This is a genomic window from Methanosarcina acetivorans C2A, from assembly GCF_000007345.1.
Taxonomy (GTDB): Archaea; Halobacteriota; Methanosarcinia; order Methanosarcinales; family Methanosarcinaceae; genus Methanosarcina; species Methanosarcina acetivorans.
In genome coordinates this window covers 3327946-3342828 of sequence record NC_003552.1, presented here as the reverse complement: position 1 = coordinate 3342828, position 14883 = coordinate 3327946, and the positions used below count along the sequence as shown (strand labels likewise).

Genomic DNA, 14883 nt, shown 5'->3' with positions numbered 1-14883 from the left:
TTAGCCCATAGATAGTCTGCTTGAGCGAAGCTCCCGATTTTCATCTGCAAATTAGTCTGCTTGAGCAAAGGAAAACAGACTGCAGCTTACGACTCGCAACTAGAGAATTCAGGATTTTGAGCCAGAAATTGTTTTTTCAAAAAAGTCAACCATGTAAAGATGAATAATCCAATTTTTGGATTCTCATTATTCTGTTTTTCGGCCTGTGGCAAAATACCTATTTATCATTGAAAGTTCAATCCTTTTAAGGTAAAGAGGAAGCGAGGTACCTGTTCTGGAAGACAATATTATAGAGGTAAATGACCTTGAGTATTTTTTCGGCGAGGTAAAGGCAGTCGATAAGATCAGTTTTACGGTCAAAGAAGGGGAGATCTTTTCATTTCTCGGACCAAACGGAGCGGGAAAAAGTACCGTAATTAATGTCCTTACCACTCTCCTGCCTGTTCAGAAAGGAAGAGCAAGGGTTGCAGGCTTTGATTTGAAAACAGAGCCTGAAAAGGTAAGGGAATCCATAGGAATTGTTTTTCAGGAACTTACCCTTGACCGGGATATGACGGTGAGGGAGATTCTGGAGTATCACGGAAGGCTCTATTCCATGCCGAAAGTTGCAAGGCAGGAAAGGATTGAGGAGTTGATCAAACTGGTCGAGCTCGAAGGAAAGCGAGACACTCTCACAAGGCACTTCAGCGGGGGGATGAAACGCAGGCTTGAGATTGCGAGAGGGCTTATGACCCGTCCGAAAGTGCTTTTCATGGACGAGCCAACCATCGGGCTTGACCCTCAGACGAGGATAAGGATCTGGGAATATGTGAAGGATATAAACCGAGAGGGCACAACCATTTTCCTGACAACCCATTATATGGACGAAGCCGATCAGCTCAGCGACAGGATAAGCATCATAGACCACGGGAAAATTATCGTCACAGGCAAATCCTGGGAATTAAAAAATGCTCTTGGGGAAGACCTTATTTACCTGGAAACCAGCGACAATATGGGAGCTACAGAGTCTCTCAGGCAATTCGACAGTGTGAAAGGAATCAGGGAAAAAGCAAAAGGAATAGTTGTCATGATCAATACGGACGGGACATACTTGCTGCCCGAGATCATGGACAGGCTTCGAAGCGGGGGGATAAGGATAAGGGCAGTAAACCTCAAAAAGCCTTCAATGGATGATGTTTTTGTCCACTATACAGGAAGAGAATTAAGGGACAGCGGAGCAGAAAAGGGTTCGGTGGTAGTCCTGAGGGCAGGGGGGCGCTAAGAGATGCGCACAGGGTTTCTTACCATCTACTGGCGGGACATGCTGAGGTTTGTCCGGTTCAGGACCCTCCTCTTTGCCTCTCTTGTCCAGCCCGCTCTCTGGCTTGCCTTTTTCGGGATTGCAATGTCAAACAACTTTGAAAGGCTGACCTCAACCCTGCCGGTTGACCCCAATGTCAGGACTGTAGGTTACCTGACCTTCATAGGTGCAGGCGTTATCGCAATGACCACACTTTTTACGAGCCTGTTCGGAGGGACCGTGCTTCTCTTTGACAAGAACTGGGGGCTCATGCGCGAAACCCTTTCAAGTCCTATTCCGAGAATCCATGTGATCATAGGGATAGGGCTTTCCGGTATGACAAAATCCTTTATCCAGGCAGCCGTGATCATGGGGTTCGGGCTTTTGCTCGGAGTCCAGTTTTTTGAAGGATATACTCCGATGCAGATAGCTTACTCCCTTATTGGGATTATGGTTTTTGTGGGCACGTTTTCTCTCGGATTTCTTTTCCTTTCGGCTGCAATCGCAATAACAATGGAAAGCCCCGAAGGGATGCAGGCAGTAATAACCCTGCTTACCATGCCTTTCTTTTTCACAAGCAATGCCCTGTATCCCGTGAACTCTTTCCCGCCTTTGCTACGTGCCCTGTCTATAATCAACCCGCTCACGCATCTTGTCAGCGGGATCAGGTATTTTGCAATTGGGAGCGACTTTTCCGCAATCGGAATCCGTTATACCTACACGCCGGAACAGATTTTTATTTCCTATCTTGCCCTGCTGGCTTTTGCAGGAATTATGTTTTTGATTGCAAGGTGGAGATTTAGCAAGGTCACAGTTACGTAACTGCTACGTGGTCCGCGTATCAGAACAGAAAAGGTATTCGAAAAAGAGAAAGTATTCAGAACAGAGGAATTGTTCAAAATAGAGAGAGTATTCGGAAGAAAGTATTCAGGAAAAAGAAAAATTATCGGAAAAAAGAAAATACCCCCTTCTGACCGATTGTTTATCTACTCTTGTCACCAAAACATTGTTGGTGGCACTAATGGTCTTGAAAATCCCAAAAGAATATCTCTCAACTTTTAATCGCCAATTACAGACTCAACTTTACAATGAACTGATGCAGGATTATTCCTTTCCTCGTGCTGTTTGCAGATCTCTGTCTGAGCTCTTCATTTCTTACATTGACCTATATTTCAGCAGTCAGCGCAAAGAAGGCCAGATTATCTTCCATGGAGTTTCCAAAGACGTTCCTCCTGGCGTACCAGTTAATGAGATGAATCTGGTTTCTGTCATTATCACTATCTACGACCCTGAAGACTGCAAAGTTAAGAACCAGCGAGAGCTGCTGGATAAACGGATCATGCGCATAAGTAATGAAGCACACACTCAGGGCGCTTTGCTCACCCAGGCTGACATCGCAATTCTTCTGGGAGAGAGTACAAAGACAATTTCACGACATATAGAAGCGCTGGAAGAGAATGGAGAACTGGTTCCAACCAGAGGAAAATGGAAGGATATAGGTCCCGGAGTAAGCCACAAAAAACGGATTCTGGAGCTATATCTTAAAGGGTACGAATATACTGAGATCGAGAGAAAGACCCAACATAGTGGCGAAGCCATAATGCGTTATGTAAAGGATTTTGCAAGAATACTGGTGCTGACTGAAGAGGGATTCGAAGATGAAGAACTCAGGATCATAACAGGGCTTTCTGAAAAAACAATTCAGGAATACAAAGAGCTGATTGAGACTTATTCTACCGAGGAATATCAGGAACGTTTAGACCAGCTTCATAGCATTTTTGGAAAAAAAGAGATCAGCAGAATGAACACGGAAACAGGTCCAAAAAACAGTTCGGGGAGATGGAGAAGATGAAAGTACCTTCAATGATTGAAACAAAGGTAACAAGCTCCCTGAAAGGTTCAGTTCTGGATCTGATACAAAATGATTACCAGTTTATTGCAGGTGACAAAATTCAGGAAATGTTTGCCAATGATCTCGTGGAAGTGGTGAGGAAATCTTATAGAGAGCCATGGAAACTAGAAGTTGGACAGATTTTGTGGTATGGAGCAAAGGCTTCAGAGAAGCCGAATTATGGTAAAAACAGTAAGAAAACACCATTAACACCAATTGTTTTGACCTTGATTTCCAAAGATGACCTGGAGATGAAGAAGGAAGGGTATTCAGATAGAGAAATAATGGAAACAAAAGTGGTTAGGATATTTAAAGAGGCATATGAACAGGAAGCACTGCTAACACATTCTGATATGGCATATCTGCTAAATGTTTCCACGGGTACGGTAAGCAAACAGGCAAAGGAGTATATGCAAAGAACAGGCGAGATATTGCCAACAAGAGGAATCATACATGATATTGGTAGAGCAGTCACTCACAAGAGGATTATACTAAACTTGTACATAAAAGGATATCAAACACCGGATATTGCAAGAATGACAAATCACACGCAGGAAGCGTGTGATAGGTACATTAAAGCATACAAGAAGGTAGAAAAGCTTAGCAAAACGATGAAAAGTGAGGAAATTGCACAAATTCTGGGAATGGGAAAATCCCTAGTAGAAGAATACATAAGAATTTTAAATGAGGAGGAATGAGTGATGGGCGAAACAAACTACGGCAAGTGTGAGTGCCTATCGGTCAAATGGGGGTTTAGAAAAATTATCGGAAAAAAGAAAAATTATCGGAAAAAAGAAAAATTATCGGAAAAAAGAAAGAAATACTCAGAGGGAGAAGGAGAAATTCTATGGTATGCACACACAGAGACACAATAAAAGTAGAGAATTTTGAACCCGGTGAAAAGGGCTGTGAAGAATGCCTGAAAAGTGGGGATAGCTGGGTGCACCTCAGGATATGCTTGACCTGCGGGCATGTAGGTTGCTGTAACCAGTCAAAAAACAAACATGCAACAAAGCATTTTGAAGAAACCGGACATCCTGTAATTCAATCTTACCAGCCTGGTGAGAACTGGAAGTATTGTTATATCGACCGGGAGTACCTAAAATGAAGGAGTCGAAATAAGAAATATCTCTCCGATGCCCGCAAGTACCGTCCTGTGAATTCCTAGAATGATAGGGATAAAATAAAAAGTGCCTGCAGTAAGAATTTGAGAACCAAAAACGAAAAAAACAGCTCAAAAGCCTGGTTCTCACAAAAAACGAATCTTTTTTCAGAAACTTAGTTTCCAAAAATATATCCCTCTTTTTAGCATTGTTTTAATAAAAAAGAAATAGATAAAAATAACTTGATAAAAGGGATAGTAATGAGTCTAGTAGGTCAAACAGCCCTTGTAACAGGAGGGAACAAAGGGATAGGAAGAGCCATTTGTTTCGCTCTGGCAAAAGAGGGTGTGAATATCATAATTGCTGCAAGGAATGAGAGTGAATCCAAGGAAACTCAGGATCAATTAAAAGACATGGGAAGTAAAGCATTTGAGATTCCTGTTGACGTGCGCAATGAAGAAGATGTAAGACGCCTTATCTCAAGAACTATTGACAAATGCGGCAGGCTTGATATTCTTATTAATAATGCAGGGGTGGCGTTAAAAAAGCGGCTGGAAGAAACCACCGTGGAAGAGTACGATAAAATTATAGATACGAATCTGAAAGGAGTCTTCCTCTGCACAAAGTATGCGATTCCATATCTGAGAAGAAGCAAGAACGGGAAGATCATCAATATCTCCTCAATAGGAGGGCTTCACGGGATTCCTGAATTTTCCGTGTATTGCGCCTCAAAATTCGGGGTAAACGGCGTAACCGAGGCAATCGCTGCCGAACTGGAAGGGCAGATAAAGGTTTATTCAATCTGCCCGGGTGCTGTGGACACGGATATGTACCGGTCAATCTATAAAAGCAGACCTGAACTTAAACCTGAGAATGTTGCACAAAAAGTTCTGGAGATAGCCTCACCTGAATCAAGAGTTGCGTCCGGAAAAATAATAGAAATAAGTGCTCTACCTATCCCTCAAATTTGAAAATTAAATAAGTAAAAGACAAAAACCCGGAGTTCTGCAGAACTTACCGGACTCTGTAATGACTCTGTACTCTGTAATGACTCTGTGAATACCTTATCTACCGGAAAATTCCCTTTTCTTTTTTAGGGATATTGAAGAGAGTTATTTCAAGTTTTTTCAATCCTCTACTTTATCGATTATAGAAGAAATTAAGAAAAAGCAATTAGATACTGGATTTGATTCATCTATGGGACCGATTCGATTTCAAATATTTGATTCGAATGTCTGACTCCAATACCTATTCAAAGATATGATTCGAATGCCTGACCCCAATACCTATTCAAAAATATGATTCGAACGCCTGATTCATATCTCTGATTCGAATGATTAATTAGAACTTGATTTTAGAAATACTGCTTCCAAAAACATATCCTTTATTCTGATAACTTAAATAAAGTGATTTTTATGAAATTGAGAGGTCGGATAGCTGTTATAACCGGTGGGGGAAGAGGGATTGGAAGGGCGATATGCCTGGCACTCGCAAGAGAGGGAGCAGATATTGTAATTGCTGCAAGGACAGAAAAAGAGATTCGAAAAACTGCCCGGATGGTAGAAAGGGTGGGTGGAAAAGCGCTTGCGGTAGGGACAGATATCCGAAAAGAAGAAGAAGTCAGAAAAATGATTTCAGAGGCAGTAAAAACCTTTGGGAAGATTGATATCCTCATAAACAACGCAGGGGTAGCATACGGAAAGTATCTTGTGGACACTTCAACAGAAGAATATGAAACTATTATGGACACGAATGTAAAAGGTATGTTTTTTTGCACAAAGTACGCCCTTCCCCATTTGCTTAAGAGGGGAGAAGGAAGGATCATAAATATATCCTCAGGTGCAGGAAAGCATGGGATACCCAAACTCTCGATATACTGTGCCTCAAAATTTGCAGTAATAGGTTTTACCGAGTCTGTCGCTTATGAAATCGCAGGAGGTCTTCAGGTATATGCTGTCTGCCCTGCCAGCGTGGATACGGATATGTATCACTCACTTCACTCGGATAAACCCGTCCTGAAACCCGAAGACGTGGCAAGGAAAGTTCTTGAGCTCTGTTTGCCGGAAACGACTCTTCCTTCCGGCTCTTCAATTGAGATTTACAGGCCTCCTATAAGGGTGGTTTAATTCAGGTTTTGCTCTGTTTGAAAGAGCGATAAAGAAAGACAAAGAGAGATAACTGCGACAAAAAAAGACAAAGGAGAGACAAAAAAGAGACAATCTCTGAAAGATGACAAATTCTGAAACAGGGTGGAAGCATGTTCAAAAACCGTAAAGATGCTGGAGAGAAACTGGCCCAGGTACTTGAAAAGTACAGGGATAAAAACCCTATTGTCCTTGCTATTCCACGCGGAGGAGTGGAAGTGGGATTGCAGGTTTCAAGGAAGCTGGGTACTGAATTCTCCCTTATAATTGTAAGGAAACTGCCTTTTCCTGACAACCCGGAAGCCGGATTCGGAGCAGTAGCCGAGGACGGGAGCACCTTTATTTTTGAAAATGCCAGTTATTGGCTTGCCAGGGAAACCATTGAAAGGATCAAACAGGATCAGATTGCTGAGGTCGAAAGACGCATAAATGCTTTAAGAAGGGGAAATCCTCTGCCTGAGCTTTCAGGAAGAACTGTGATCCTTGTCGATGACGGGATTGCCATGGGCTCTACCATGCGGGCAGCCATCGAACTCTGCAGAGCCCGGAAAGCAGGAAAAATTGTAGTTGCTGTGCCTGTAACAGGAAGAATGGCAGCAAAAGTGATTGAAAAAGAAGCCGACGAACTTGTTGTACTCGATATACCTATCAATTTCAGGGCCGTTGCTCAGGCTTACGAAAACTGGTATGACGTTTCGGATGAAGAAGTGCTTGACCTGCTCAGGGAGAGGATAAATGAAAAAGAAATTAAAGCCCATGAGTTTGACCAATCTGCACTATCAACTTGAACGAAATTCAGGTCAGAAACTTTTCAAGCATCTTTTCCGAGACTGTTTTTATATATTTTCCTGTGTGGTTTCCACATATTCTTCCAGTATTACTTTCATATATTTTCCTGTGTGATTTCCATATCATTTGTCTAACTTTTGTTACAATTTTTTCTCTTTAAAACCCCCTACATATCAACATATCATTATTCTTCAACACATCATTATTCTTCAACACATCATTATTCTTCAACATATCATTATTCGGTCGTGGGGGTGAGTTACTGAAAAACAGAAGCCTCCAAGTCTCTCCATATTTATTTTAAACATGGAGTATGTGCTCGTTTTTCAGATTTGATCAATGACTCGCCCCCACTACCCATTATTCTTTGAGCTTTTTTGACGCCTTCAAAGAGCTCTGACCCTGAGAATGATGGGTATTGATGTTGTCTTTCCATAGGACGATAGTTACGAATTTTTGATTCTCTGGTTTTGATTTACTTTTCTTATAATTATAAAATTGATCCTAAAACCAACTTTGTTCTCAATTCAATGAAGTTTCAGAAATAATTTCTGCGATAAGCAACCCGGTTGATGTTCTGAATCTGAGATTCTGAGAATTAATTTTGAGTTGTAGTATCGGCTCGCAAAGGAGCGCACAGTAAAAAAGAACCGAAGTTTCATCCGAATTTTTTCAGGATGTGCAGAATACAGGAACAAAATTTTGAAAGGTGAAAAAGATGAATAGATTTTTGGCTTTAGTCTTTTCTTCAGGAACAATTGTCGGCCTTTCCATGGCTGGCCTAGCACTGATTACGAATATTTTGCTGTCAGAACCGGTTTCGCTAAATCCGATACTGGTCTGGTTTTCAATTACAACAGGACTGTATACAGCGAACAGGTTAATCGAAGGCAATAAAGATGCAGCAGTTGACAATATCATTTCTTCTACAGTAACTGCCTGCAAACCGTTTTTGCTGGCCTTTTCCGTTAGCATGACCTTACTCGGGATATTTCTTGCTTTTCACGAAAAATTTGAACTGGGGCTCTTAATTGTTTTAACAATCTTTTATTTTGCCCTTTATACAACCGACATCAAGAAAACCTTATTCAAAAAAAGGGGAGACGTGCAAAGGATTACCTCGGTGTAAAAAGCCTGATGGTCGGAATCGGGTTGAGTTTTGTTGTCCTTTATACAGGAATATATTTCCAGACAGGCAACTTTATAGCTCTGCCCCTTCTCTGTTTCCGTACCGTTCTCAATGAAGCGATGAATTCGATTATCTATGATATGAAGGATATTGAAGCCGACCGCATCAATGGTGTTAATACCTTCCCTATTGTTCTGGGCATCCGGAAAACGAAATATTTCCTCCATTTCATAAACGGGGTAGTAGCAATTCTCACACTTGCCGGGTTTTTCCTTGGGGCTTTTCCTCCCGCCTGTCTGGGATTGCTTGTTTCATTGCCTTATTTTGCATTTCTCATCGAATACCTCGTTCATGAACCTTACAGGAGAGGTCATTTGCTTTTACAGTATACCCTTCTGGACGGCACTTATGTGGTGATGGCTCCTATCATAATGCTTCTTGCAAATTAAGTTCAATTTTTAAATTTTTAAATTGTTTATTTTTAAATTGTTTATTTTTAAATTATTTATATTTAAATTGTTTATTTTTTTAATAAGGTTTTCCAAAATTTTTTCGCCACCTCCACATTCCGTACTAAATATTATCTGAAAATCATCATACAGATCTACGAGCTGATTTGTTTTTCAACCACGTTTCTCTCTAAATTTAATTTTGAAAAATGCAAGTTGGATAAAATTAAGAGAAAAATTAAGAGAACAGTAAGAGAACAGTAAGAGAACAGTAAGAGAAAAATTAAGAGAACAGTAAGAGAAAAATTAAGAGAGAATAAAAATTTAGATGGAATTCTCCAATAAGGATTCAAAACGGTTGGAGAACAAACTGAAAAGAAACGTTTTTTCAATTATTCTAAGATTTTTTGGCTCTTCGCTGTTTCGAGTGGGTAACTTAAATCCACCTCCTAAATATTGAAAGAACATCTATAAAATTTAGATACATTTGCCGTTGAAAATCATATTCAAGCTCAATATTTCTCTTTTTGGTTTGGCTACTTTATAACTATGCAAATATTTCTAACCCACAGGAAATAGCGAAGAGCCGATTTTTTTGTTTTCATATATGTTTAAAGTGTCATTACTTAAGAGCATTGATTGTCCAAATTCTCAGATATATTTTGCTTTTCCGTCATTATAGGCATTATAGTAATCGCTCATTTACAGTAATAGGTAAATATTAGTAAAATAGACTATAATGCATTGGAGGCAACAAACGTTGAAAAGGGCAGACTTGCAGGAAGATCCCAAGGTCTAATTGTGGCTAGCGGGTCATAGGGATCAGAGGAACACCATAAGCGCGTACCTGTCAGCATTACAGGATTACACCGAGTTTACCGGGAAAACACCAACAGAATTAATAGAGGAAGCGAAGGCAGACATTAAAGCCGGAAAACTCATGGATGAGCGCAGGATTTTCGAGGATTATAATCTGTTTTACCGTCATCTGGTGGATGCCGGACTTGCGCCTAAAACGATTTCAATAAGACTGACCGGTGTGAAGAGTTTTTTCACGAAGTTTTACATTGAATTACCTAAGGTTGGGACAAAAACAAAGATCAAGCCACTAAAGAGACACGAGGATATACCAGAAAAAGAAGATATCCAGGAAGCCCTGAAAGTGTGTAATCCCCTGCAGGCCGCAATCATGTTAACCGGCATTTCGAGTGGATTAGCTGCAGAAGACATTACAGAAATAACGATTGAAGGTTTTAACAAAGGATACGATAAAGAAACTGAAATATGCACGCTCAAAGCGGAGACAAAAAAGCGAAACTGATTTTGTAACGTTCCTGTCACCGGAATGCACGCGGGCCATAAAACTTTATCTTGAATATAGAGCCAGGACGCCGAAAGCAAGAGACCCTAAACGGGAAAGGCAACTGGAAAAGCAAAGAGTGACGCCGGGTTCTTATCTTTTTATAACTGAAAAGGTCCCGGAAAAATACCATGAAAGCCATGACGAAGAACTTAGGAAACTCACCACAAACGCCATTTTTAAGATGTATCGTGAAATCTCTTCAAAAACCCATAAGAGCACCCCAAAGGGGCACTGGAATTTAGTTAGAAGTCATAACATGAGAAAATATTTAAACAGTGCTTTACTAAATATGGGAGCAGATAGCTTTTTTGTTGACTTTCTAATGGGACATGAAATTGGAGAGGCCCAAGCAGCATATTTCCGAGCCCAACCAGAAAAGCTAAGGAATATCTACCAAAAATTCATCCCGTATCTCACAATTGAAAAAGAGCTGGACCCTACACAACATCCAGACTTCATTCGGATGAAAACCAAATCAGAGGCGTTTGCCAGGGCCGCAGCTACGGCAGCCGTGGAGCGAACCGAATTCATCCGAATGCAGGAAGAGCTGGAAGAACTCAAAAAATTAGAACAAAATATTCCGGCATTGATTCAGGTTCTCATGCACAATCCGGAAGCCATGGAAATTATGAAGAATTTAAAGACGAAACAATGATTTCTTATAGATATTCAGTTATGTTTTAACTCATTTTCAAGACGGATTTCTTTATATATTTTAATGATTTTATCAGATTTCGGAGTTCCTCCTCTTTTTTTGAATTCGAGTAAATTATGACATTCCTTGCAAAAAGTTAATGTATCGTCTTCATAAGTCAATTGACATCTATTACAGTATTTTACCATTTAAACACCTCTTACCACTCAATCCAGCCAAACCACTGGAATTTTTACCGATTACTTTGGAAGTTAAATAAACTCACTATGCCTATTGCTAGAAATGCGGTTAGTGTGTAATTTGTTGCATCCGACGAGGAAATTGTTTTAGGATTAGTAATTGTATAGTTAAGGATGTTCTGGAAAGCTAATGGCCCTGCCAATGCTGCAAATAAAACAACGATAGGCGAAAATAAAACATACGAAATTATATCACAGTTTCTTTTGTAATTAGGATAACGTTCTCCTGCTTTATCCAGTAGCATGATGGGAATGGATAGTATGAGAATGAATATCAAAAAATTTAAAACAGAACTTTGAATCATCGTCTTAACCTCTTATCCGTAAAAGCGCCAAAATGCCTACCTTTTCTTGATAATCATTACTTCCTTGAGGGATCGTATAAAAAAGAGACTTTTACCAAAACATCTTTTAGCACTTTGAAACTCAGATAAGCCTAATTCTTAATCATTTATAAAGATTTCACAAATGAAATATATAGAAAACATAAAAATTATGTATATCTATCAAACTAAGTTGATTTTTCCTGTTTATTATTAAATCAGGTCAAATGAAAGAAGTAAATGCGGTTAAGGTAGAAGAGATATGTAAAATATATGCTCACTTTTCTGAAATTAAAAAACCCAGTACCAGCTAATGTTTGTTTAAAATAAATTAGAGAAAGGGTAGGATTGAAAGGAAGGGAGTTTTCCACTAAATTTAAGGTATTGTAGTTGTGAATGTAAGGTGGGTTTTTGGAGAAATTGTGTTTTTTTAGAAAAACTTTCCTATATAAAAAGATATAAGTACTTAAAAAATTAATACTGTATTTGGAGAGAACTGGAAAATGCAACTGAAATCCCGAGCCTTTGTTTCTCCTGTACGAAGCCGAGAATACTTAGAATTCAGTTCTCTCTTAACTCCCCAAAAAAACCCATCATTGTAATTTAATACAAAAATCATTCTATTTGATGGAATTCTATACTTTTTTATTGTTACTCGTTTTATTTATAGAAAAACTTGAATAAGCGGTTACCTGATAGCAGGCGCTTTAAGGCGCCTTCTTAATTGTGGCTCTTGTTATTGTTTATGGTTTTTTATAAATGTGAAGGCACCTTAAGGCGTCTGATATTAAAAGAAGAAGCTTAGATAAATGCATATAAAGTTTCCATATAGTCCTATAGAAATCCTTTGCAAAAGGTTAAAGAACTTTTGACAAACCTATTAGATTAGATAGAGGAACTCATATGGAAGAAACTTCTATAAATTATTATCTAAAAAAAAGACGAAAAACTGAACGAATTCTACTTTTCGCTTATACAATTTTACTAATAGGTTTATATTTACTCAATGAAAACTATAATCAAAGCTATTACATTTACATATTGGATGTTATAGTTTATTTCTGCTCTTTATTTTATATCCTATATTCGGCAGGTCGACATTATATATTATATGTTGTTTTTATTGAAAAAAATGTGGCAAAATACGATTCATTATTGATGTTTGTATTTATGCAGTTGTTCATTACATCGCTTATATTCAAATATTTCAATCAATATCCTTTAAGCGATTTAATAGGTTACATAACAGCAACTATAATTATTTGCGGATGTATTATTGTTGCCATGCTTTATATTAAATATATATTTGAATCGTTGGTTCAAAATGAAAAAACATAACTATTTCTTGTTTTCCTTTTTGTGACTTTTTCTTCGAAGGCCAGCTTGTCACCCTTTCCTTTTCGTACCAACTTCCCTGAAGTGACAGCTCAATTTTGAGCCGTCCTCTTACACGAACGAAGTGCTTCGAGCTTCAATTTTGAGTTGTCCTCTTATATGAATAAGAATTAGCAGAAAAAGATACATTTGTTATCGAAAGATCGGAACTAAATGAACTAAGAAAAGATTTTGAAGAACTTAAAAAATTAGAACAAAATATTCCGGCATTGGTTCAGGTTCTTATGCAGAATCCGGAAGCCATGGAAATTATGAAGAACTTGAAGACGAAACAATGATTTTTTTCTAACTTCAGTACTTCGCTAAAAATCTCTCCTCGACTTTTTTACCTTAGACACTCCACCATTATCCTAACCCTTAACTTCCGTCTAAGCCATTCTTCGATGAGTAATATAAACATTTCAAATCTGAACTTATCCTCATCTATAACTTGCGGCCCTCTTTTTAAGATTGTAAAATATTTTTTCTGAAGGTATAACCATACATTTTTTAGCAGAAAAGATATCAGTGTATATATCAGTGTATAGAAGTACCTAATATTAGCATTTTTAGTTGATGTCTTTGGCTTAACTATATTCCTCATTCTGTATGACGATTCAATTGCAAATCTTCTTCTGTAAACAGTACTAATCTTTCTTGGAGTCCAATTAACGCCAAAAACCACAAAGTCAAGATTTTCACATCCTTTTTTCTCTCTTACCTTTTAAATACTTGACATCAACAACAATATCCAAATGAATTCTTTTCTTTGCGTTTTTCATAACATATTGTTCACACCTTGCTTTGTTTCCCTTTAGGATCTGTTTTTCTTCTTTCATTTCTTAACAACTGGAACTTGTGTGGAATATTGTTTTTTTGAAGGAATTCAAACACGTCTGTGCAATAAAACTCTCTATCCAAGCAAAGAACCTTAATTTTGAAGTTCAGCCCTTTGATAAGGTTGATAAAATAGAGGTATTCAACCTTTGTTTTTTTCTTTTCTACGGGAAGAACAGATAAAGTAAATCTTTCGTTCTTATTAGTGATGTAGAGGGAGATGTATGAGTAAAAAGAGTTTGTTGACTTTTTAGCTTGGCCACGTATCACGTATTTCTCATTAGACGAATCTATTTGTCGAATAGGAAGGAAGGATTACTCCTGTCCTCCCCTTCCAGGAACAAACCGTGCGACTTTCACCGCAGTTCGCTCGCGCATTTCACAACCCCTTCGGGCGGCTTTCTCCAAAAAAAAATGGGTCTTGGTTAGAATTTAAGGTGTCTGCTTTTGGATACGTTCCTTTCTTTTCAGGAAATATTTCCTGTCCTTATAAGGGTTGGTATCAAGTTTAGGCATTGTGTGTCGACGGATTTGGATATCCGAGAACTTTATTAGCTTTGTATTCATTGTCTGAAATATCCAATTTCTGTTTCTTTCTGAATGCCAATATTTGCTTGCAACCCATTTGTGCCCTTTATTAGGATGTCTCCTTTTTCCCCACTGCCAAGTAACTCTCCACAGGTAGTGGTCGAGTTTTTTAAACGCATTCTTAGCTACTATGTGACGATGATAATTTGCCCATCCTCTAATTATCGGATTAAGAGTTTTGATGAGTTCTTCTTGTGTCCACGCTTTAGCTTTACTGACAATATTCTTGATTTTCTGAGTGATGGATTCAATTGACTTTTGGGATGGCTTAATCAGAAGTGTTCCCTTATATTTGCGGAAGTTCCATCCAAGAAAGTCAAACCCTTCATCAATGTGAGTAACTATAGTTTTCTCAACAGAAAGTTCAAGGCCTCTGATTGCCAGAAAATCACGGATGACTTTGCGTACTTCATCTGCTATTTCCTTTGATGGAACGGTGACCAGGAAGTCGTCGCAATAACGGATGAAATGTACTTTCATTTTACGGAAATGCTCATTGAGGAGTTTTTCGATCCCATCCAAAGTCATATTGGCTAGGATCGGAGAGATTATCCCTCCCTGAGGCGTACCTTTATCCGTATTGAAGAATGTGCCATCAAAAATGAAACCCGCTTTCAGGAATTGGGACAGAATTGACTTGTCCATTGGAATGTTGTTTTTAGAGACTTTTTATTATTTTATTGTTTTGCACGATATAGAGGGAAAACGAAAAACCAGAAA

At 38.7% G+C, this 14883-nt stretch carries 15 protein-coding genes and 1 pseudogene; 14 read left to right on the top strand and 2 right to left on the bottom strand.

Annotated features, from left to right (window positions below):
* Positions 1 to 274: 274 nt before the first annotated feature.
* The 14 genes from MA_RS14050 to MA_RS13985 all read left to right on the top strand — a co-directional run bounded on the left by MA_RS14050 (position 275) and on the right by MA_RS13985 (position 12702).
* A complete protein-coding gene (locus MA_RS14050; RefSeq protein ID WP_085984847.1) occupies positions 275 to 1261 on the top strand; it encodes an ATP-binding cassette domain-containing protein in 987 nt (328 codons plus the stop codon).
* A 3-nt stretch (positions 1262 to 1264) separates the two neighbouring features.
* Positions 1265 to 2101, top strand: a complete 837-nt coding sequence (locus MA_RS14045) for an ABC transporter permease (protein WP_011022647.1) — start codon at positions 1265 to 1267, stop codon at positions 2099 to 2101.
* 199 nt (positions 2102 to 2300) lie between these two features.
* The gene (locus tag MA_RS14040; protein WP_052279173.1) at positions 2301 to 3131 is read left to right on the top strand and encodes a DUF1670 domain-containing protein; all 831 of its coding nucleotides are present in this window, start codon (positions 2301 to 2303) and stop codon (positions 3129 to 3131) included.
* On the top strand, positions 3119 to 3868 hold the full coding sequence (locus tag MA_RS14035) for a DUF1670 domain-containing protein (RefSeq protein WP_011020881.1): 750 nt from the start codon (positions 3119 to 3121) through the stop codon (positions 3866 to 3868). Before MA_RS14040 ends, MA_RS14035 begins: the two co-directional genes overlap by 13 nt.
* A 3-nt stretch (positions 3869 to 3871) precedes the next feature.
* The gene (locus MA_RS27135; RefSeq protein WP_157860248.1) at positions 3872 to 4045 is read left to right on the top strand and encodes a hypothetical protein; all 174 of its coding nucleotides are present in this window, start codon (positions 3872 to 3874) and stop codon (positions 4043 to 4045) included.
* Positions 4018 to 4278 (top strand): UBP-type zinc finger domain-containing protein, encoded by a 261-nt coding sequence (locus tag MA_RS14030; protein WP_011022645.1) that lies wholly within the window; start codon positions 4018 to 4020, stop codon positions 4276 to 4278. The genes MA_RS27135 and MA_RS14030 overlap by 28 nt, the downstream gene beginning before the upstream one ends.
* Before the next feature lie 255 nt (positions 4279 to 4533).
* Positions 4534 to 5244, top strand: a complete 711-nt coding sequence (locus tag MA_RS14025; RefSeq protein WP_048065490.1) for an SDR family oxidoreductase — start codon at positions 4534 to 4536, stop codon at positions 5242 to 5244.
* A gap of 444 nt (positions 5245 to 5688) precedes the next feature.
* Positions 5689 to 6399 (top strand): SDR family NAD(P)-dependent oxidoreductase, encoded by a 711-nt coding sequence (locus MA_RS14020; protein WP_048065489.1) that lies wholly within the window; start codon positions 5689 to 5691, stop codon positions 6397 to 6399.
* 131 nt (positions 6400 to 6530) lie between these two features.
* Entirely contained in the window at positions 6531 to 7205 is a 675-nt protein-coding gene (locus tag MA_RS14015) for a phosphoribosyltransferase (protein WP_011022642.1), read from the top strand.
* 773 nt (positions 7206 to 7978) lie between these two features.
* On the top strand, positions 7979 to 8335 hold the full coding sequence (locus MA_RS14010) for a hypothetical protein (RefSeq protein ID WP_157860247.1): 357 nt from the start codon (positions 7979 to 7981) through the stop codon (positions 8333 to 8335).
* 8 nt (positions 8336 to 8343) lie between these two features.
* Positions 8344 to 8784: a UbiA family prenyltransferase gene (locus tag MA_RS24635; protein WP_011022641.1), complete on the top strand. Its 441-nt coding sequence runs from the start codon at positions 8344 to 8346 to the stop codon at positions 8782 to 8784.
* A 799-nt stretch (positions 8785 to 9583) separates the two neighbouring features.
* Positions 9584 to 10105 carry a hypothetical protein gene (locus MA_RS14000; RefSeq protein ID WP_048065487.1) on the top strand — a complete coding sequence of 174 codons (522 nt, stop codon included), beginning with the start codon at positions 9584 to 9586 and terminating at the stop codon, positions 10103 to 10105.
* The gene (locus tag MA_RS13995; RefSeq protein ID WP_083755938.1) at positions 10029 to 10802 is read left to right on the top strand and encodes a tyrosine-type recombinase/integrase; all 774 of its coding nucleotides are present in this window, start codon (positions 10029 to 10031) and stop codon (positions 10800 to 10802) included. The genes MA_RS14000 and MA_RS13995 overlap by 77 nt, the downstream gene beginning before the upstream one ends.
* A 1465-nt stretch (positions 10803 to 12267) precedes the next feature.
* Entirely contained in the window at positions 12268 to 12702 is a 435-nt protein-coding gene (locus MA_RS13985; protein ID WP_011022640.1) for a hypothetical protein, read from the top strand.
* Positions 12703 to 13084: 382 nt separating this feature from the next.
* Here MA_RS13985 and MA_RS25620 read toward each other — a convergent pair.
* A pseudogene (locus MA_RS25620) lies at positions 13085 to 13872 on the bottom strand (ISH3 family transposase); the annotation flags it as partial.
* Positions 13873 to 14007: 135 nt separating this feature from the next.
* On the bottom strand, positions 14008 to 14808 hold the full coding sequence (locus tag MA_RS13975; protein ID WP_011022639.1) for a group II intron maturase-specific domain-containing protein: 801 nt from the start codon (positions 14806 to 14808) through the stop codon (positions 14008 to 14010).
* Between the last annotated feature and the right edge of the window lie 75 nt (positions 14809 to 14883).

Coding starts and splice junctions, on each gene's coding strand:
- MA_RS14015 (WP_011022642.1), top strand. CDS start 6,531: ATGTTCAAAAACCGTAAAGATGCTGGAGAGAAACTGGCCCAGGTACTT.
- MA_RS14020 (WP_048065489.1), top strand. CDS start 5,689: ATGAAATTGAGAGGTCGGATAGCTGTTATAACCGGTGGGGGAAGAGGG.
- MA_RS13975 (WP_011022639.1), bottom strand. CDS start 14,808: ATGGACAAGTCAATTCTGTCCCAATTCCTGAAAGCGGGTTTCATTTTT.
- MA_RS24635 (WP_011022641.1), top strand. CDS start 8,344: ATGGTCGGAATCGGGTTGAGTTTTGTTGTCCTTTATACAGGAATATAT.
- MA_RS14040 (WP_052279173.1), top strand. CDS start 2,301: ATGGTCTTGAAAATCCCAAAAGAATATCTCTCAACTTTTAATCGCCAA.
- MA_RS14010 (WP_157860247.1), top strand. CDS start 7,979: ATGGCTGGCCTAGCACTGATTACGAATATTTTGCTGTCAGAACCGGTT.
- MA_RS14035 (WP_011020881.1), top strand. CDS start 3,119: ATGGAGAAGATGAAAGTACCTTCAATGATTGAAACAAAGGTAACAAGC.
- MA_RS13985 (WP_011022640.1), top strand. CDS start 12,268: ATGGAAGAAACTTCTATAAATTATTATCTAAAAAAAAGACGAAAAACT.
- MA_RS14045 (WP_011022647.1), top strand. CDS start 1,265: ATGCGCACAGGGTTTCTTACCATCTACTGGCGGGACATGCTGAGGTTT.
- MA_RS14025 (WP_048065490.1), top strand. CDS start 4,534: ATGAGTCTAGTAGGTCAAACAGCCCTTGTAACAGGAGGGAACAAAGGG.
- MA_RS14030 (WP_011022645.1), top strand. CDS start 4,018: ATGGTATGCACACACAGAGACACAATAAAAGTAGAGAATTTTGAACCC.
- MA_RS27135 (WP_157860248.1), top strand. CDS start 3,872: ATGGGCGAAACAAACTACGGCAAGTGTGAGTGCCTATCGGTCAAATGG.